This is a genomic window from Lysinibacillus sp. FSL W8-0992 (assembly GCF_038008685.1).
Lineage (GTDB): Bacteria > Bacillota > Bacilli > Bacillales_A > Planococcaceae > Lysinibacillus.
Genome location: NZ_JBBOZQ010000001.1, coordinates 3,503,762 through 3,524,037, shown reverse-complemented (window position 1 = coordinate 3,524,037; position 20,276 = coordinate 3,503,762). Strand labels below are relative to the sequence as shown.

Sequence of the window (20,276 nt, the reverse complement as noted above, 5' to 3'; positions counted from 1 at the left end):
CAACTTTGGAGGATTTCTATGAAAAAAATTATGATTCAAGATATGCCACAGCATATCGGAGAAACAGTCAAGCTAGGTGCTTGGTTAGCTAACAAACGTTCAAGTGGTAAAATTGCTTTCTTACAACTACGTGATGGTTCTGGCTTTGTACAGGGCGTTGTTGTGAAAGAAGAAGTAGGCGAAGAAATTTTTGCAATTGCAAAGGGTATGACGCAAGAAACTTCGATGTACGTTATTGGAGAGGTGAAAGCAGACGAACGTTCAAGTTTCGGCTGTGAGCTAGCAGTAACAGGAATTGAAGTGTTACATGCAGCAACAGATTTCCCAATTACACCAAAAGAGCATGGCCCTGAATTTTTAATGGATAACCGCCACTTATGGTTACGTTCTCGTAAACAACACGCGGTAATGAAAATTCGTAACGAAATTATTCGTGCAACTTACGAATTTTTCAACAACAATGGCTTTACAAAAATGGACCCACCAATTTTAACTGGATCAGCACCTGAAGGTACTTCTGAGCTATTCCACACAAAATATTTTGAAGAAGATGCCTACCTTTCTCAATCTGGTCAGCTTTATATGGAAGCGGCTGCGATGGCATTAGGAAAAGTTTTTTCATTCGGTCCAACGTTCCGTGCTGAAAAATCTAAAACACGCCGTCACTTAATCGAGTTTTGGATGATTGAGCCAGAAATGGCGTTTGTAGAATTCGAAGAAAACTTAGAAGTACAAGAACAATATGTGGAGCATATTGTGCAGTCTGTTCTGGCAAACTGTACTCTAGAATTAGAGCGACTTGGTCGTGATACATCGACGCTTCAAAATATTAAAGCGCCATTCCCGCGTATTTCATACGATGATGCCATTAAACTATTACATGAACAAGGTTTTGATGACATTGAATGGGGTGATGATTTCGGTGCGCCACATGAAACAGCAATTGCGAATTCATTTGACAAACCTGTATTCATTACGTGTTACCCAACAGGTATCAAACCATTCTACATGCAACCACATCCAGATCGTGATGATGTAGTATTATGTGCCGACTTAATTGCGCCAGAAGGCTACGGGGAAATTATCGGTGGTTCAGAGCGTATCCATGACTATGATTTATTAAAAACTCGTCTTGAGGAACATAATCTATCATTAGATGCTTACGCATGGTACTTAGAGCTTCGCAAGCAAGGATCAGTACCACATTCTGGCTTCGGTTTAGGGCTAGAACGTACAGTGGCTTGGATTTCTGGAACAGAGCATATTCGCGAAACTATTCCATTCCCACGTCTATTAAACCGTTTATACCCTTAATCGGTTAGCAACAAACGTAAACAATTTAAAAGTCGCGTAGTGAAATTTCTACGCGGCTTTTCTACTTACTAGAAAAAGGAGTCATGTCTACATGAATACAAAAAATAATCGACTCCGTACATGGACCGAGCAGAGAACTATACAAATTCCTCAGCTCTTTTTTCAGTTTTATAAGGAGTTAAATATTGAGGATGATGAGGCGCTGATTGTCATGCACTTACTTGCCTTTCATGTGGAAGGAAATGATTTTCCTACACCAACAGATTTGATGAATCGTCTTACGATGCCTAGTAATGATATTACCTCTCGCTTACAGCGTCTAATGCAAAAGGGCTTTCTTGAGATTACACGTGATGTCGATTCAAATGGCACGCTATACGAAAAATATTCGGTGTACCCCCTTTGGGAACGTATATTGCAGATGATCGAAATGAAAGAACAAAAAAATTCAGCAGCTACACTTCGTCAAGAAGAGGGTGAAGTATTCCGTTTATTTGAAGAGGAAATGGGGCGTCTTTTATCTCCTTTAGAGCTAGAAAAAATCGGTTTTTGGCTAGATGAGGATAAGCACAGTCCTGCGCTTATTAAAGAGGCGTTAAAGGAAGCTGTGTTTGCTGGTAAATTGAGCATTCGCTATATTGATCGGATATTATTGGAGTGGAAAAAGAAAAATATTACGACACCACAAGCTGCACATAAACAAGGCGAACAGTTCCGTGAGAAACAAAGCTTGAATAGACCGCCGGCACGTACGTTACAGCAAGAAACACAGTCGACAAACAGAGTACCATTTTATAACTGGTTAGAAGAAAGAGAATAGGGGGTTTATAGGGAATGTTAACAAAAAAACAGTGGGAGCATTGTCTAGCTGAAATGGACCGCATGTTTCCCAATGCGCATTGCGAACTTGTGCATGACAACCCGTTCGAGCTGACAATAGCCACGTTATTATCTGCACAATGTACGGATGTACTTGTCAATAAAGTAACAAAGACGTTGTTTCAAAAATATAAAAAGCCAGAAGATTATTTGGCAGTGAGCTTAGAAGAACTTCAACAGGATATTCGTTCAATAGGTCTTTATCGCAATAAGGCTAAAAATATTCAACTTCTATGTGCGCGACTTTTAACTGAATATAATGGGCAAATTCCCGCAAGTCGGGAAGAGCTCGTGACATTGCCAGGCGTTGGTCGTAAGACGGCGAATGTTGTATTATCAGTAGCTTTTGATATTCCAGCACTTGCTGTTGATACACATGTAGAACGCGTATCTAAACGATTAGGTTTATGTCGTTGGAAGGATTCCGTGCTTGAAGTGGAAGAAACCATAATGAAGAAAACACCAATGGACAAATGGTCGAAAACCCATCATCAGTTAATTTTCTTTGGACGCTATCATTGTAAGGCACAAAATCCGGGCTGCCAAACATGTCCGTTACTGGATGATTGCCGAGAAGGACAAAAGCGTTTAAAAAAAGGGTTGGTGAAGAACGCGTGAACATTGAGGCAATATCAAAAGAAAAAATAGATGAATGGTTTACAGAATGGACAATGCTGGAAGCTCAAATACATGCTGCCCATGATGCTCGTAACGGGGAAGCAAAGGGACTCATGGAAGAGGCTATCATGTTGTTTGAACGTTTAGTTATCGAAGCAGGTGAAGAGGTAATGCCGATTAATGGGGTTGAGCGTATGGCCTTTATTAAAACGAAACCAGGACAATATGCGTGTTATCGTCAATTAGATGAATTATTTAAAGAAACAAAAAAACGAACAGCACGCTTGCGTCTACAGGCAACCAAAAACTAAGGAAGAAAAAAGCACGTAGAAGATGCAAATCAAAAAATCATATGCTATTAATAGAAAATGGGTTGTCCTTTAAGTTATGTAGAGGACAACCTTTTTGTTATGAAAAAACAGGTGTAGAAAACATTTCGTTTTCTACACCTGTTTCATTTTAGTGAGAACCTTTTAAATCGTTACTCACCGTCATCATTGTCGTCCTCGTTTGGCACTACAGGATCGGTTGGCGTAACAGGAGGTTGGCTTCCGTTATTGTTGCCGTTGTTACCGCCATTCCCGTTATTGCCATTGTTTCCATTTCCGTTATTATTGCCATTGTGATTACCGTTGTTCCCATTGTTACCGTTATGATTGCCATTATTGCCTTGATCAGGCTGTGTTGGTTGTTCAATGTCCGGTTCATCTGGATCCTCAGTACCTACATCTTCATCAGGCATACTCGTTATCTGGAAGGATGTCGTTCCTGGTTCACTTCGCGTATCATCCACAATCGCTACGACAGAAATTGTGTAGTTACCGTCTTCTAATGTGTTGCTAACTGTTAAACCTTTACTTTCAGTTGTTCCAAGTACAACCGTTTCTCCACCTTCTTTTGTAGCAGATACTTCAAAGGTAGTCGGCATTGGTTCATCCGTTTCTGGGTCAAGAATCGCATCATGTTCCCAGCTAATGTTGATAGATTGCCCTGCCAAATCTAAACTTGCACTTACATTGTAAGGCGTAGAAAGTTCAGGAGCTTTGTATTCATTTGAAACTTCTGTAGGTTCTGTACCACGAACAAATAGCTCTGTTTGACGTAATTCACTTGGTGTATAGTCACTTGCTAATTTAAGTGGGCTAGAGCCTACTTCGATTGTAGCTTCTACAACCGAGCTTGGTTTTTTGAAACGTTCTGTTTCAATGTTCGCAGAAAGATCTTTCATAATATCTTTAAATAAATGTTGTGGTAATCGGCGTTCATCCCAAGTTGTAATTGGGTCAGAACGTTTTTCGTAACCGCTCCAAATAGCAATTGAATAGTTGGTAGTGTAACCAGCAAACCAAGAATCTGGCACACTTGTACTTGGTAAATTATATTTGTTAAACTCGTCGTTTGAATAGTTTGTTGTACCTGTTTTACCAGCAATATCTAATCCTGAAACATTTGCTGCAGTACCAGATGCATCTGGTTTATTGCTGACAACATCACGCAACATGTCTGTTACCATGTATGCTGTATATTCTTCCATAGCAACATTAGGCTTTGGTGTATAGTCTTTCGATGATTTACCATCGCGATAAACAATTTTTGTAATGGCGTAAGGGTCAGTGTAAACACCGTTATTCCCAAAAGCTGCATAAGATGCTGCCATTTGAATAGGGGACATTGTAATGGCACCACCACCAATGGCATCCGCCTCGTAAGCATTCTCTGTTTCAATGCCTAAACGGCCAATAAACTCTTTTGCTTTGTCTGCGCCAACTTCTTTAAATGTTCTAACGGCTGGCACGTTTCGAGAAGCGTATAGAGCTTTACGTGCTGTCATAGTACCAAAATATTTACCATCCCAGTTTGTAATCGTTTGATTTGTACCTGTATATTTCATTGGATCATCCACAAGTGTTTGACCTGTTGACCATTTTAAATATTCAATAGCAGGACCGTAATCAAGTAACGGCTTCATTGTAGAGCCTGGATGATTCATCACTAAGTCATCTGCATAGTTAAAGCCACGGTTCCCGTAGTTTCGTCCACCACCGACTGCTTGAATTTGACCTGTTTTTGTATCAACGACAGCAACACCAGATTCAATGTTTTCTGTAGGGAAATTACTGTCATCGTTCATGATGTTTTCTACAATTTGCTGCGCGTTTGGATCAAGTGTTGTGTAAACTTTAATGCCCTCTGCCATAGCAGTGCCATCACCATTTTTTTCAAGCTCATTAATAACGATATCTAGGAAAGCATCGTATTTAGAGCCAGCAAATGTTTGACGTGTAGCGTCGTCTGCAAGACCTGCTAGCACATCTACTTTCTTCGCTTCTTCCATTTCAGCTTTTGTAATTTTTCCATGCTGGTACATTAAGCCTAAAACTGTATTTCGTCGTTTTTCTGCCAGTTCAGGATTTTTTAATGGATTGTAAGCGTTCGGACGCTGTACTAAGCCTGCTAGTAGTGCTTCTTCATCCAATGTTAAATCTTTTAACTCTTTGCCATAGAAATATTGAGCGGCTGTGCCAAAGCCATAAATACGACCTGACATCAACATTTTATTAAAGTACATTTCAAATATTTCTTCTTTTGAATATTTACGTTCAAGTTGGAAGGCAAGCCATGCTTCTTGTGCTTTACGTTTTAATTTTTTCTCATTTTGTAAAAATGAGTTTTTGACAACTTGCTGCGTTAAAGTTGAAGCACCTTGTGCCCCGAAACCATCACGGAAGTTGGCAAGTATTGCACCACCTAGGCGATAAAAATCCATACCATGATGTTTAAAAAAGCGAACGTCTTCTGTTGCTAGAATGGCGTTAATCATATCTTCAGGGATTTCATCGTATGTTACGTATTTTCGGTTTTCAGCACCGATTGTGGCGAAAACTTCACCGTTTTTATCATAAAACTCAGATGAAACAGGGTCCTTTAGTAAATCTTCATTAAGCTCTGGTGCAGTGCTTGCATAATAAGCAAATACACCTGCTCCGCCGACTAAGCCAACAACTCCTATAATAAGTATCGTTAGGACAATGCGCTTCAACCACGTTTTGGTCGAAGATTTTGCTGCTTTCGGCGCTTTCTTTTTATTTTTTTGAGCGAGAGCCTTTTGATGCTCTCCGCGTGTTTGACGACGTTCACTCATTTTTTAATCTCCTCACTTTCAGAGCCATGACTTGTTGCTTCAATGAACTGCTGAAGAACGGGTAAATAATCGATACGTGGATAATAGCTTGTTGGAATTTCAAAAGCTTCCTTTTCGATGGTTGAAAAGGGAATCGATTTTCGCTCACCATTGTCCATTGCATGCCAGGCCTTTTGTAAAACTTCGTATGGCACTAAAAAATAGCGTTCAAATGCTGAAAAACGAACGATAATAAATGCCACACCATTGTGTTCCTTCACTTGCTGCATATGTTTCATTTGATGTCCATGTATATTTTTTAATGGAAAGCTCGTCTTGGATGCGGTTTCCTTAGCATCAAAATCAATATAATGCCCATTCCAAACGCCATTGTAGTCAGTTGTAGAGGGCGTTCGGAAATAAGCTTCACGAATTACAGCAGCACTTCGCGACGGATACTCTACTTTGACGATTTGTACGGGAACAGGTTTCTTATGAATAATAGCAAGTTGCCTTTCTAAATAAAAGTCGTTTGCTTCATTAATTTCATCCTCTAACGTCTTCCCTCGATTACTATAGGAAAAATCCTTTGTTTTCCCCTTTTTCTCAGCTTTTTGAATAGCTGGAGCAGGGGTGTAGACTTTCCCATTTGGATAACGAATTGTCACTTAGCTCACCTTCTATAATACTGCTATTATACACAATAGTTTACCATGATTCAGTATAACTTCACCACAGGCAGAACGTGGCGCTAAAGATTGTTTACTATTGCTGATAGATTTGCGTGATTCGCTGTTTAAAGTAGAAATTTCGCCAATAAAACAACTGCATTCGCCATTGAAATTGTTAAATGGATACACCCCTTTTTTCCTAGAACCGTTGGGAATCATTCTTTTTTAGCAATTTCATTAATAGTGCTCATTGGAAGTCGCTATTAAAAATTTATCGAAATTCTTCTTCTTTCAGCTAACTTACGCTTATTTTGTCACGCATGAAGGTTATTTTATACATGCGAGGAATACTTAAGTAAAGATAAAAGGGGGCGTTGTATTGAACAAATTAGGACAATTAGTTGCACAGTTGGATCTAGTCAATCAATTACTTTTAACGAGAGTGTCATTGGAAAACAATGCGCACAGCCTGCAATTTTTTATGCAGCTCAAATCTGTTAGCCAGAAAGTAAGCTTAGCAGAAAAGAACTGGCAAGTAAAGAATGCTTGTTCGCCTATTAGTAGTGAAAAACGATAGACTTTGGTACACTAATCTCATACAAATAAAAATGATTCATTTGATGCAATCATTTAAAGCCTTTAGCGGGTGTTAGCAATTATGCAAAGTAACTTTCAGGGTAGTCGGATATATGAGAGGTCGGTACACATTCCTGAAAGTCAGCACTTTTCTTTAATTCTAATACATGTTAATTGTTGTAAACGAAAAGTGCTTGCGACAATTATGCTAAAGGTACATTTGATACGAGATGAGGTGCGAAATTGTTACTAATACAGCAAACTTCCATATTAATAGATGAATGTGAAAAATGTGTTGCACGCTTTTGGCAAATGCGTGAGGAGGATCGTACGCCAGACTTTTTTGCAGAGGTCAAGCCACATGTTGATACGATTCATCAACTATTGAAAGAGTGGCAACAAGAAGCAAATGCTTGGATTCAAAAAAACAAACCGAAATATATGCATTCAGGACAAATTGCTTCAGCGGTTGAATCGATGGAGCAATTTGTTGTGCAATCATTTTATAAAGAAACAAGTAAAAAACGTTTTTTAGATGCAACTCATTCTACTTCCTACACGCTAAATAATTTTTATCGCTTAGTGAAGGAGGGGCAATCCGATGCTATCGAAAAAACGGACGATTAGTGCGTTATTAAATGAGTGGCGATATGATGAGGAACTTAAAGAGCGGATAATTCATTGGCAAACATTAGACGGACGCGATGCCAAACTTGCTCCTTTTCCACAAAATCTACATCCTTCACTTATCAAAGCATTACATGCACGTGGCATCGAACAATTATATACACATCAGCGAGAAGCGTTTGATTTGGCGACTAGCCACAAATCATTTACTGCAGTTACACCGACCGCCTCAGGTAAATCATATTGCTATCATTTACCTGTACTACAAAAGATTTTAGAAGATCGAAATGCACGTGCAATTTATCTTTTTCCGACAAAAGCGTTAGCGCAGGATCAGAAAAATGATTTAAATGAACTGATTGAACAGAGTGGGGAGGACATTTTAAGCTATACGTATGATGGTGATACAGCTCCTGGTATACGCCAAAAGGTTCGAAAAGCAGGTCATATCGTGATGACGAATCCAGATATGCTACACTCAGGTATTTTGCCGCATCATACAAAATGGGTGTCGCTTTTTGAAAATTTGCAGTATATCGTTATTGATGAATTGCATACATATAAGGGTGTATTTGGTTCACATGTAGCGCATGTTATTCGAAGACTGAAACGCATTTGTGAATTTTATGGCAGTAAACCTGTTTTTATTTGTACGTCTGCAACCATTAAAAATCCAAAAGAACTAGCGGAAAATTTAACGAACGAAACGCAAACGTTAATTGCAGATTCAGGAGCACCGGTTGGCAAAAAAACATTCCTATTTTATAATCCACCAATTATCCATAAAACTTTTGGTGTACGTCGAAGTGCAGTTTTAGAGGTAAGTGATTTGGCAAAAAGGCTGTATACAGCAGGAATTCAAACGATTATTTTTGCAAAAAGCCGAGTGCGTGTTGAGATGATAGTTACCTATTTAAAGGAACTGACTCGCAATAAATTACAAGACGAATCTGTACGTGGCTATCGAGGGGGGTATTTACCCTCAGAGCGACGTGTTATTGAACGTGGGCTTCGAAATGGAACAATTCAAACTGTAGTGAGTACGAATGCACTGGAGCTTGGCGTAGATATTGGTCAACTACAGGCATGCATTATGACGGGTTACCCGGGAAATATTGCGAGTGCATGGCAGCAAGCGGGACGTGCTGGGCGTCGTCAAGACGAAGCACTCATTATATATGTAGCACAATCGACTGCACTAGATCAGTACGTTGTAGATCATCCACTTTTTTTACTGGGAAGCGAACCTGAGGAGGCACGCATTTATCCTGAAAATATGTTGATTTTAATGGATCATTTAAAATGTGCAGCTTTTGAGTTACCTTTTTCAACAAATGATTCGTATGGAGAATTTGAAATACAAGAATTACTCGAGTATTTAGCAGAGGAAGGTGTTGTTTTCAAAACGAGTGAAAAGTGGCATTGGATGAATGATCGTTTTCCGGCACATGATATTAGCCTGCGTTCAGCATCTCAGGAAAATGTTGTTATCATCGATATGACTGTACCTGCTCGTACAAAGGTAATTGGAGAAATGGATCGTCATAGTGCAATGACACTATTACATGAGGAAGCTATCTATTTGCACCAGGGTATTCAATTCCAAGTAGAAAAACTTGATTGGGAAGAAAAAAAAGCTTTTGTGCGTGAAGTAGATGTAGATTATTACACGGATGCTAATTTAGCTGTGGAAATGAAAGTACTTGAAGAAGATCGAAGCCGAAACTACCAAGGTGGGACAATTAGTTTTGGTGACGTAGGATTAGTAGCACAAGCTACCATCTTTAAAAAAATTCGCTTTGGTACGCATGATAACATAGGCTCTGGCCCAATTCATCTCCCGCCAGATGAAATGCATACAAGTTCTTCATGGCTATCGTTTTTAGCGCCGGAAAAATGGACTGAAGAAGAGTTGACGGATGCTATGACGGGTGCAGCCTATGCGATGAATGCCTTTATCCCATTATTTATTCAATGTGATAGTAGTGATGTAGCGGTAGTGCCACAAGTGAAGGCGACGCACAACGAACAACCTACGTTTTTTGTCTATGATAAGTATCCAGGTGGTATTGGTTTAAGTGACAAAGTTTATGATTTATGGGAGGACTTAGTAATGAAGGCACAGCAGCATATTACAGCCTGTCCTTGTAAGTCTGGTTGCCCATCCTGCATTGGTCCACAAGAATCAATCATTAATTCAAAAAGTAAAGTTGTCAAACTTCTTCAATTGCTTAACGAAAATCATTAGTTTACAAAAGAAGGTTTGAAAGTAGTAATAAAAACGACTTTTTATTAAGTAATGTAACACTCTACGAAGGTGAATGCCGATGGAGCTATAACTATATGACCTTCTTAGAACAACAAGGAATTGCATTGTGGGATGATGGCTATTTTAAACTCGATGATCCTGTGTCATGTACACAATTTATTGCATTGATGTACCGTGCAATGAATTGATAACAAAAAAAGCACATCTTCTCTCTTTTTACATAAGGGAGAAGATGTGCTTTACTAATTATACAGACTTTTAAATTATAAACTTAGACAATCTATATGTTGAGGGAGATAGACGAGTAATTACTTTCATCTTCTAAATGATTATAATTAAACAATCTAATTGTTAAATATCTTATAATAAGCGCTTCGTAATTTTTGAAATCCTTTACATGGAGGCGCTATTCTTATAGAAATAATTAATAATGTTAATCTTACAAACTTATTCGCAAGCGACATATTTATAGAGAAATAAACGTTGCATAGATAAATCATTAAAATTCATTTTGGCACGTATGATAACATTGGCTTAAATCATGATTTCACACGATACACAATAAGACATGTATATCAAGTGACTCGAGGTTTAATCTATGAGACTAATTATTTGCAAAATGAAAGTAAAAGATAGCTTGCACAAGTATTAAAAATTTTACAGGCAGAAAATGAGTGAAGTTAATGTCTTACGAAAATAAAATACTACAAATGAAAAAAATGCTAGGAAAAAAAGTAGAAAAACAGGTAGCTAACGAAGAACAAATCTTTCAAAAGCCGAGTGCTCCTCACTATGCGGGTCAGTGGGAAAAGGCAGGTCTTACGCGCATCGAAAATGACTTTGGCATCGTTTTTAAACGACAAGTGCATTATCCATTCAATTATCAGCACGGTCACTATCAATTGCAGTCATTTTTTGACGCGCTAACAAAATGGCAAAGTGCTGATTTTGAACATCCTTATGCATTAAATATGGGTGAGCAAGTACTGTTTTTTGATACAGAAACGACTGGGTTAAAAGGTGTTGGGACACAAATTTTTCTTCTGGGCTTTTTAGAACTGACAGATCATGATTTTGTCTTAACGCAATATGTTTTAGCAGATCCAGGGCATGAAGCTGCCCTGTTATTTGAATCTAGGCTTTGGCAAAAAACAGCGACGATTATTACGTATAATGGTAAAAGTTTTGATTGGCCACAACTTGAAACACGTTGGACCCTCAACCAAAAAGTATTACCTAAATTACGAACACAGCGCCAAATAGATTTACTGCATAGCTCGAAGCGATTATGGAAAAATGATATGGAGCGCATGAAATTAAAATCAGTAGAAGAGGAGAAGCTTGGCTTTTCTCGTATAGGCGATATCCCTGGCTATTTAGCACCAATCATTTATCTTGATGCTGTGAAAAGTGGTGTGCCTGATGCACTTATGAAGGTCCTTATTCATAACGAATGGGATTTGCTATCGCTCATAACCTTGTATGTTCATTCTACTAACTTATTATTTGAAGAGGCGAGCGATGAATCAGCCAATACTTACACGAATATCGGGAAATGGTATGCTGATCTAAAGAAAAGCCCCCAAAGTGTTAACGTTTTAGAAAAGGTAACGACACAATTTGATGCGCGAGAAGCGGGCAATGCTCAATTTTATTTGGCAATTCAACTTAAAAAAAATAAGCAATTTAGCGATGCAATCGATGCTTTTGTTGCTTCACTCCACTTTATAGAGCCACGAAAAAAGTTGCATGCTTTAGAACAATTAGCTATGCTCTATGAGCATCAAATGAAAGATTACAAGCAGGCCATTAATTATACATTAGAAGGCATACAATTGATTACTTCGACTGAGGAATGGCGAATGGAACAAAAACAAAAATGGGCAATTTCTTGGGAAAAGAGGTTGCACAGATTAGGAAATAAGCAATAATTTCCCGGGTAAGCGCAAGAAACGACAAGTTTAGCCTTACAATTGATGGTTTCAGACGATATAATGTTAGGAAATATGCTATAATGAATTCGTGTATGTAGTGCGAGGAAGGGCGATGTGAATGGACATTAAATTAACTTCAAAAATGATTCTTGAAAAGGAATTTAAGAAAAACTTTAAAGGCTACAATGTAGAAGAGGTCGATTCTTTTCTTGATGAAATAATTCAAGATTACGAAACGTTTGAAAAAGTTGTTGCTCAACTGAAAGAAGAGAATAAACAGCTAAAAGAAGAAATAGAAAATACGCCAAAGAGACAACCGCAACCAGCTGTTTCAGCAGCAGGTACAACCAACTTTGATATTCTCAAACGACTTTCAAATTTAGAAAAACATGTATTTGGTAGCAAGCTTTACGAATAATTTTTATCATATACATTGTATTTATCATAAAACTCTAGTATAATCTTCGTATCATCATGAAATTCGAGTAATCGCTGCGACGCTAGACGTCGTAGAGGAAAGTCCATGCTCACACGGTTCTGCGATGGCCGTAGTGTTCGTGCTTACTGAAAAAATAAGGTAAGGCAGCTTAAAGCTGACGGCGGAAGGAAGACCTAAGTCTATTTGATATGGTTGACACTTCCTGAAAGTGCCACAGTGACGAAGCTTGTTTGGAAACATACAAGGTGGAACGAGGTAAACCCCACGAGTGAGAAACCCAAATTATGGTAGGGGCACTCTCTTGAAGGAATTGAACGGATAGAGGGACAGAGTTTGCTCTGTAGATAGATGATTACTGCCCGGTCGTACGAGGCGCAAGCTGTTTGAGTACTCGGGAACAAAACATGGCTTATTGAATTTTTTGATGCTTAACTATGAAATAACAAGCGCTCTCCAATTCGGTGGAGAGCTTTTCTTTTGAACTAATTAAAGTTGTATCTATTACTTATGATGTCTAGTCATGCGCGATATACGCCTAAGGTTAGGCTAACACCATGTTGGCCGCGCCTTTGTCGATACGCTTCGAAGTCATAACATCACCGTTATCGTATGGACGCGACATACATACCTACGCAAAAAGTAGGAACGCGCTTTTCTAAAAATAAGGGTAGTATCGATAGATAGGATGGAGCGGAAACATGGGCGGAGTAATTAATAATCTGGAGAAGATTAATTCGATTTCTAAATACCCCACTTCCTTACTGAAGAAAATTTTTGAAAATGTATCTGAAGGCATTATGATTACGGATAAACATAAGAAAATAGAGATGGTTAATCCAGCATTTGAATTCGTTACAGGCTATAAACGTGATGAAGTGATGGGGAAAACGCCCGCGGTGTTGCAGTCAGGTGTACATGAGTTATCCTTCTATTTGACAATGTGGGAAAAGATTCGACAAGAAGGAATATGGCAAGGTGAAATTTGGAATCGTCGTAAAACAGGAGACGTGTATCCTGAATGGTTAACAATTGTTAGCATCACAAATGATATGGGAGAAATCACAAATTATTGTGGTATTTTCACAGATCTCTCTGAAAGAAAAATAGTAGAAAATGAACTGGAAAAACGTTTGTTAACAGATTCCTTAACAGATGTATCAAATCGATTTGCTTATATTGAGAGAATGGATAGCCTACTAGAATCGTCTTCTACTATTTCTCATTCAGTACAGCATGCTGTCTATTTCCTTGATTTGGACAGATTTAAACAAATAAATGATACGTTAGGTCATGCAGTAGGTGATACGATTCTTGTAGAAGCAGCAAAACGTATTCAAACATTGCTAAAAAACAAAGATATCATTGCTAGGTACGGCGGAGATGAATTTATCGTTACATTAACGAAAGTAAAAAATGTTCGAGAAGCTGCGAAATTTGCTGAACAAATTATTGGAATTATAGAACAACCGATGAATATAAATGGACAAGATGTCTTTATCTCCACAAGTATTGGGATTAGTATGTATCCTGCTGATGGGGTGACGTCTGAGCAACTTATTACTTGTTCAGATAAAGCGATGACCTATTCTAAAAAGAATGGTCTTAATAGCTATTCATTTTATTTTGATGAATTGCAAACTGACAGTCAGCGTGTTCTATTGTTAGATTCAGAGTTACGTAGAGCAATTGAAAATCGCGAATTTGAGCTGCATTTCCAACCGAAAATTACGGTGGAAAATGAACATATTCAAGGACTTGAGGCACTCGTTCGCTGGAATAATGAAAGACTTGGATTTGTATCTCCAGCAGAATTTATTCCATATGCTGAGGAGACAGGTCTTATCATTCCTTTAAGCGAAGTTATTATTGAAATGGCTTGTGAAGCAGCAATTAAATTACAACAATTTGGTCGTAAAATTCCGATTGCAATTAATATTTCAAGCATTCATTTTAAGCAGCAAAACTTTTTAGAGTCGATTCAGACAATATTGGAACGATATAACACGTCAGCAAACAATTTTGAAATAGAAGTTACAGAGCGCACTGTCATGAATAGTGCTTCGGAAACGGTTAGCAAGCTCGTTCGACTAAAGCAACTAGGCTTTAAAATTTCGATTGATGATTTTGGTACAGGCTATTCATCGCTGAGCTATTTAGTTCGATTCCCTCTCGATTGTTTAAAAATTGATCGTAGCTTCATTCAACATATTAGTTCGCTCGATGAAAAACAGGCAGTTGTAGATGCCATTATTCAAATGTCACATCGTCTAAAAATGAAAGTTGTAGCAGAAGGTGTAGAACAAGCGCAACAAGTGGATATACTACGGAAAATGAACTGTGATATTATCCAAGGCTATTATTACAGCAAACCATTACCACTTCCCGAATTGCTGGAGTATATCGAGTTTTGGGAAATTGAACATCAAGGAAGGAAATAATGTATGGCAAACTATAAATTAGTAGCAACGGCTGCAATGGGCTTAGAAGCGATTGTAGCACAAGAAGTACAGGCTCTCGGTTACGAAACGACAGTCGAAAATGGCAAGGTTTATTTTGAAGGTGATGAAACGGCCATTGCCCGCACGAACTTATGGCTCCGTGTAGCAGATCGTGTGAAAATTGTTGTAGGACAATTTCCTGCAAAGTCTTTTGAGCAACTGTTTGAAAGTGTAAAGGCGTTACCATGGGAAAAATATTTACCAGTAGACGCATCATTTCCTGTGTCAGGAAAATCGGTAAAGTCTAAATTATTTAGTGTGCCAGATTGCCAAGCAATTACGAAAAAAGCAATTGTAGAACGCATGAAGCAGCATTACAAACGTCTTGGATTTTTAGATGAATCTGGTGCAACTTATAAAATTGAAGTTTCAATTTTAAAAGATGTGGCTACACTTACCATTGATACTTCTGGCGCTGGCTTACATAAGCGTGGCTACCGACAAGCTCAAGGGGAAGCACCGTTAAAAGAAACTTTAGCCGCTGCACTCGTTCAGATTTCAAAATGGAATCCGAATCGACCATTTGTAGATCCATTTTGTGGGTCAGGTACGATTGCTCTAGAAGCAGCAATGTTCGGACAAAATATCGCACCAGGCTATAACCGAGAATTTATTTCGGAGAGTTGGCCTTGGATGAAAGCGAAAATTTGGGAAGCGGTTCGAGATGAAGCAGATAGCATAGCCAATTATGATCAACCACTTGAGATTATTGGTTCAGATATTGATCATCGCATGGTGAGTATTGCGCAAGAAAATGCCCTCGAAGCAGGTTTTGGGGACATTATTACGTTCAAACAAATGCAAGCTCGTGATTTTACAACACTGCTTACAGATGGCGTTATGATTGGGAATCCACCATACGGTGAACGTATTGGTGATGTAGAAGTTGTGGAGCAGGTCATTCGTGATTTAGGTCAAGTCATGAAAAACTACCCAACTTGGTCAGTGTACATGCTGTCCTCCATGAAAAACTTTGAAGAATTGTACGGTCGTCAATCGACGAAAAGACGTAAGTTATTCAATGGTTTTATTGAAACGAATTATTATCAATACTGGGGACAAAAGTCTAAAAGAGACTAACTAGAGTAACGGAAGGTGAGATTTTTTCTTATCTTCCGTTTCGTCGCGTATAATAGGAACAGATTGTATGAGGGGGAACGTCAATTGCGTAAATCTTTACCATTTGCATTAACGAAGGATCGCTCGTTTTTCGAGTCATTAGGTGACTGGATGGGAGACGTCCTTTATGATGAATTACCAGAAAAGGGATTTGAATGCCGAGATGAGCAAATTTTTATGGCTTATCAAATTGAACAGGCTTTAAAAGAGAAAAATGTATTATTTGCTGAAGCGGGAGTAGGAACAGGGAAAACGATTGCCTATTTATTACCTGCTGTATCCTATGCACGCTATACAGGTAAACCAGCATTAATAGCCTGTGCAGATGAAACATTAATCGATCAGCTCGTTAAAGAGGGCGGCGATATTTATAAATTACAAAAAACACTCGGTTTAGAAATTGATGTACGTTTAGCGAAATCACGTGATCAATATTTATGCTTAAAGCGTTTCGAGGAAGCTGAAAAAGTCGAAACAGATGAGTGGATTGATGATATAGCATTTTCAATTCCTGACGGCGTATATGCCCAAGGCTCGATGATTGCTGTGCAACCATACGGTGACCGCAGTGATTATCCAACGGTTAGTGATGAAGATTGGCACAAAGTGAATTATAACGCGATTATGCAATGTTCGGTATGTGATCTACGTAATCGTTGCGGTCAAACCCTTCACCGTGCACATTACCGTAAATCAACGGATTTAATTATTTGCTCGCAAGACTTTTTAATGGAGCATTTAGCAACGAAAGAGTCGCGTGAACGTGAAGGACAGTTAGCGTTACTTCCAGAAGTATCAATGATGGTGCTAGATGAAGGACATTTATTAGAGTACGCTGCGCAGAAAGCAATGACGTACAAAGTTCAAGCAACGACGATTGTTCCACTATTAGAACGTTTAATGGTAGACGGTGTACGTGAACGAACTTTGTATGCAATGGAAAAATTACAAGACGATCACGAACTATTTTTTGATCAGCTGCGTGATGATATTGTAGCTTCTGAGGAAGAACGTAAGCGTATAAACAAATCTGCAACACTTTTAAAATACGGTAAACAACTTATTCAAGATGTCGAAATACTGCTTGAGGAATTTGTTTTTGAATCAGAAATGTATATGATTCCAGAGTATGAGTTAAATATGGCAGAAGAGTATTTGGAGCAATATCAAGCTTCACTTCGCATTTTTACAGCGCAAGGTGATGCAGTTGACTGGCTAGAGGAAACAGATGGTGAGGAAACGCTTGTCATTATGCCACGACTTATTACAGAAGTTTTAGAAGAAAAATTATTCTCGAAAAAGCTTCCTATTGTATTTTCTTCTGCAACACTATCTGTCAATAAGGATTTCTCATATATTGCTTATAGTCTTGGCATTCATAATTACCAATCATTCTCAGTTCCGTCACCTTTTGATTACGAAGCGGTGATGAGAATTTACTTGCATGAACTATCTCAAAATAATAAAACAGCTCGTGTCCAACAACTGTTGGGAGATGGTGAAAAAACATTAATATTATTTAAATCAAAACAAGCGATGTTAAACTTTAAAGCGGAATTGCCTCTTATGGAACGTATGCATGTTGCATTTGAGGGAGATCGTGAACTATCTGCAATTGTTCGTGATTTCCAAGAAGGTACTGTAAAAACGTTATGTTCCTATCATTTATGGGAAGGTTTAGATTTACCTGAAGAAGCACTGACACGTGTCATAATTTATGACTTGCCTTTCCCTCCACATGATCCATTGTTTGACGCAAAACGGACATTTGCTGAAAATCCGTATGAAGAAGTAGAATTACCTTTTATGCAATTACGTCTACAACAGGGAATGGGACGATTAATTCGTACATCTAACGATCATGGCGATATTCATATTTTGTTAAATGAGGAAGAAGCCAAACAGCGTGAAACATTTGAAAATATTTTAGCAGTAACACCAGAAATAAAATAGAAAAAAGCGAGTTTGCCATCGATGCAAACTCGCTTTTTTGATATATTGAAATAATAATAACGTCATGATATTTATATAATGTCGAAAAAAAGTGTTGAATATTTCTCTTTTAAACTATATAGTTCTTTGTAATGTGATGTAATTGATTGAAGCACAAAATTTTTCTTCTTGAAAATAATTTTGCAGAAGGTTTATAATGATGACAAGAAATTTAAGGAATAGTTACGATTACTGGTGAGTATTCTATGATAGGGGGTGGACCTGTCGAGCATTCAAACGCTGTGTAGTAAATATACAAACTTATCCGAAACAGATATCGAGAAGTTAGTAGAGCTTGAAACTACACTTTCCTATTATGCTGAATTGACAGATTGCTATATGTTTATAGATTGCATGGTGGAAAATTTACCACATGCAATTGTTGTGGCAGAGGCATTCCCTACAAAAGAAATTGGTTTATACGAAAAATCAGTGATTGGAAAAATCGTATTTGAAAGCTTTGAACCAGCAGTATTTGCAGCTTTTAAATATAAAGAAAAATCATCCATTTCTCGAGCAATCACACAGGAAGGTATAACCGTTGAACAAAATGTTGTTCCTGTCTTTAATGACGAGGGACAGGTTATTGCCATGTTGATTCAAGAAAAAAAGGTCAAAATGCAAACTGCACCAAAGGATGATTTTCAAAATATGCCTTTTGCTTTAATTGAGCATATCGTCGAGCCAAATTCGCAACCAATTCCTGTTGTGTCTGATTTATTAGTAGAGTCAATTATTCTCACAAATCATGAAAACAAAGTGATTTATAGCAATCCAGCAGGCTACCGTTTTATTACGGAGCTTTCAGGGCTAGAGCATTTTAACAATATTGCGTTGGATAAAATTTTACCTTTTTTACAAGAGGTCTATGATAAAGGCGACGATGTCTTTTTCTTAGAAATTACGATTGATCGTAAATCGTTTATAGTGAAAAAAATCCCAATTCGCAGTCAACATGATAAAGTGACACTTCTTATTATTCATGATCTGACAGAGTTAAAGCTGAAAGAAAATGAACTGATGATGAAGACATTTGCTATACGAGAAATTCATCATCGTGTGAAAAATAATTTACAAACGGTTACAAGCCTATTGCGATTGCAAATGCGAAATGACCTAGCAGCTTCAAATGCAAGTGCTTTTCAAGAGGCATTAAATCGAATATATAGTATTTCCACTGTCTATGAACTTATTTTAGAAAATGAGGATAATGCGGAAGAAAAAGTGGACGTTATCGCTTTGTCTAAAAAGATAGGGCATAAAATGATTGGTACTACCAATACACAATCCATTCAATTAGTCTTCCACGATGATGATATTCAGCTATATTGTCATTCGAAAAAAGCTGTTTCACTCGCATTAATTATTTGTGAGCTACTACAAAATGCATTAAAGTATGCTTTTATCGAGCGCGAGGAAGGAATAATCGATATTCAATTTCTTCAGGATGCTTCTTATATTTCACTTCATATTTCCGACAACGGCGTTGGCATGCACGAGGTGAAGGCATCATTTGGAATGGAGATTATTACAAGGCTTGTTGAATATGATTTAGCTGGCACATTTACAATTATCCCTAGTGAACAAGGTACACATACTCAAATTCAGTTTCCTGTAAGTGAGGAGGTATTTATCCTAAATGACTAGGAAAGTAATGATTGTCGAAGATGAATCACTTATCGCTATCGATTTGAAATTTATGCTAGAAGATAATGGCTATGAAGTCGTTGCTCAAGCAAATAATGGAGAATCAGCGATTGAGCTAGCTTTTACACATAAGCCACAGTTGATTTTAATGGACATCAAAATGCCGAAACTAGATGGTTTAAAAGCAAGTAAAATTATTGAACAGCAGTTAGGTATACCCGTACTGTTTATATCAGCTTACAGTGAAAAAGAATTGTTATTGTACATGAAACAGGATAATATTTTAGGTTATGTTATGAAACCGTTTTCTGAGAAAAATGTCTTGCCAGCGCTAGAAGTGGCATTTCATCAAATCGATAAATTCAACCGTCTGAACGGTGAAATATTGCATAAGCAAAGTGAATTAGAAAAGCGGAAACTAATCGAACGAGCGAAAGGGTTACTGATGCAATCAGAAAAACTTAGCGAGGACGAGGCTTATAAAAAAATTCGCAATGAGAGTATGCAAAGTCAGCAGGAAATGGTGACAATAGCAAAACGAATTATTCATACATTACAAGTTAATAGATGAA

The 20,276-nt window shown here is 37.9% G+C and carries 16 protein-coding genes and 1 other RNA gene; 15 read left to right on the top strand and 2 right to left on the bottom strand.

All coding sequences use genetic code 11. The features are described 5' to 3' along the window. The first annotated feature begins 18 nt into the window (after positions 1-18). From asnS to NSQ74_RS17720, 4 genes are all read left to right on the top strand, one after another. Positions 19-1,314 carry an asparagine--tRNA ligase gene (gene asnS, locus NSQ74_RS17735; RefSeq protein WP_340825082.1) on the top strand — a complete coding sequence of 432 codons (1,296 nt, stop codon included), beginning with the start codon at positions 19-21 and terminating at the stop codon, positions 1,312-1,314. Positions 1,315-1,405: 91 nt separating this feature from the next. Then, the gene (locus tag NSQ74_RS17730; RefSeq protein ID WP_340825080.1) at positions 1,406-2,134 is read left to right on the top strand and encodes a DnaD domain-containing protein; all 729 of its coding nucleotides are present in this window, start codon (positions 1,406-1,408) and stop codon (positions 2,132-2,134) included. Positions 2,135-2,148: 14 nt separating this feature from the next. After that, a complete protein-coding gene (gene nth / locus NSQ74_RS17725) occupies positions 2,149-2,811 on the top strand; it encodes an endonuclease III (RefSeq protein ID WP_340825079.1) in 663 nt (220 codons plus the stop codon). Then, positions 2,808-3,122: a YpoC family protein gene (locus NSQ74_RS17720; protein WP_340825077.1), complete on the top strand. Its 315-nt coding sequence runs from the start codon at positions 2,808-2,810 to the stop codon at positions 3,120-3,122. Before nth ends, NSQ74_RS17720 begins: the two co-directional genes overlap by 4 nt. A 170-nt stretch (positions 3,123-3,292) precedes the next feature. Here the strand turns inward: NSQ74_RS17720 and NSQ74_RS17715 are convergent, their stop codons facing one another. Further along, on the bottom strand, positions 3,293-5,953 hold the full coding sequence (locus tag NSQ74_RS17715; protein ID WP_340825076.1) for a PBP1A family penicillin-binding protein: 2,661 nt from the start codon (positions 5,951-5,953) through the stop codon (positions 3,293-3,295). Further along, positions 5,950-6,600 carry a Holliday junction resolvase RecU gene (gene recU, locus NSQ74_RS17710; protein WP_340825074.1) on the bottom strand — a complete coding sequence of 217 codons (651 nt, stop codon included), beginning with the start codon at positions 6,598-6,600 and terminating at the stop codon, positions 5,950-5,952. The genes NSQ74_RS17715 and recU overlap by 4 nt, the downstream gene beginning before the upstream one ends. A gap of 382 nt (positions 6,601-6,982) precedes the next feature. On the opposite strand from recU, the gene NSQ74_RS17705 reads away from it, so the two are divergent. The 11 genes from NSQ74_RS17705 to NSQ74_RS17655 all read left to right on the top strand — a co-directional run bounded on the left by NSQ74_RS17705 (position 6,983) and on the right by NSQ74_RS17655 (position 20,275). Then, on the top strand, positions 6,983-7,180 hold the full coding sequence (locus tag NSQ74_RS17705; protein WP_340825073.1) for an endonuclease: 198 nt from the start codon (positions 6,983-6,985) through the stop codon (positions 7,178-7,180). 242 nt (positions 7,181-7,422) lie between these two features. After that, on the top strand, positions 7,423-7,806 hold the full coding sequence (locus NSQ74_RS17700; protein ID WP_340825072.1) for a YppE family protein: 384 nt from the start codon (positions 7,423-7,425) through the stop codon (positions 7,804-7,806). Further along, complete coding sequence (locus tag NSQ74_RS17695; RefSeq protein ID WP_340825070.1) at positions 7,781-10,054, top strand: DEAD/DEAH box helicase; 2,274 nt, start codon at positions 7,781-7,783, stop codon at positions 10,052-10,054. Before NSQ74_RS17700 ends, NSQ74_RS17695 begins: the two co-directional genes overlap by 26 nt. A gap of 704 nt (positions 10,055-10,758) precedes the next feature. After that, entirely contained in the window at positions 10,759-12,006 is a 1,248-nt protein-coding gene (locus NSQ74_RS17690; protein WP_340825068.1) for a ribonuclease H-like domain-containing protein, read from the top strand. Positions 12,007-12,127: 121 nt separating this feature from the next. Next, positions 12,128-12,427: a cell division regulator GpsB gene (gpsB, locus tag NSQ74_RS17685; RefSeq protein ID WP_340825066.1), complete on the top strand. Its 300-nt coding sequence runs from the start codon at positions 12,128-12,130 to the stop codon at positions 12,425-12,427. Positions 12,428-12,486: 59 nt separating this feature from the next. After that, positions 12,487-12,865: RNase P RNA component class B (rnpB, locus tag NSQ74_RS17680), an RNA gene on the top strand. Between the two features lie 281 nt (positions 12,866-13,146). Further along, a complete protein-coding gene (locus NSQ74_RS17675; RefSeq protein ID WP_340825064.1) occupies positions 13,147-14,886 on the top strand; it encodes a sensor domain-containing protein in 1,740 nt (579 codons plus the stop codon). 3 nt (positions 14,887-14,889) lie between these two features. Next, positions 14,890-16,026, top strand: coding sequence for a THUMP domain-containing class I SAM-dependent RNA methyltransferase (locus NSQ74_RS17670; protein WP_340825063.1), 1,137 nt, complete (start codon positions 14,890-14,892; stop codon positions 16,024-16,026). A gap of 84 nt (positions 16,027-16,110) precedes the next feature. Then, positions 16,111-18,018 (top strand): ATP-dependent DNA helicase, encoded by a 1,908-nt coding sequence (locus tag NSQ74_RS17665; protein ID WP_340825062.1) that lies wholly within the window; start codon positions 16,111-16,113, stop codon positions 18,016-18,018. Positions 18,019-18,273: 255 nt separating this feature from the next. Further along, positions 18,274-19,704, top strand: coding sequence for a histidine kinase N-terminal domain-containing protein (locus NSQ74_RS17660; protein WP_340825061.1), 1,431 nt, complete (start codon positions 18,274-18,276; stop codon positions 19,702-19,704). Next, a complete protein-coding gene (locus NSQ74_RS17655; protein ID WP_340825060.1) occupies positions 19,697-20,275 on the top strand; it encodes an ANTAR domain-containing response regulator in 579 nt (192 codons plus the stop codon). Before NSQ74_RS17660 ends, NSQ74_RS17655 begins: the two co-directional genes overlap by 8 nt. The last annotated feature ends 1 nt before the right edge of the window (position 20,276 follow it).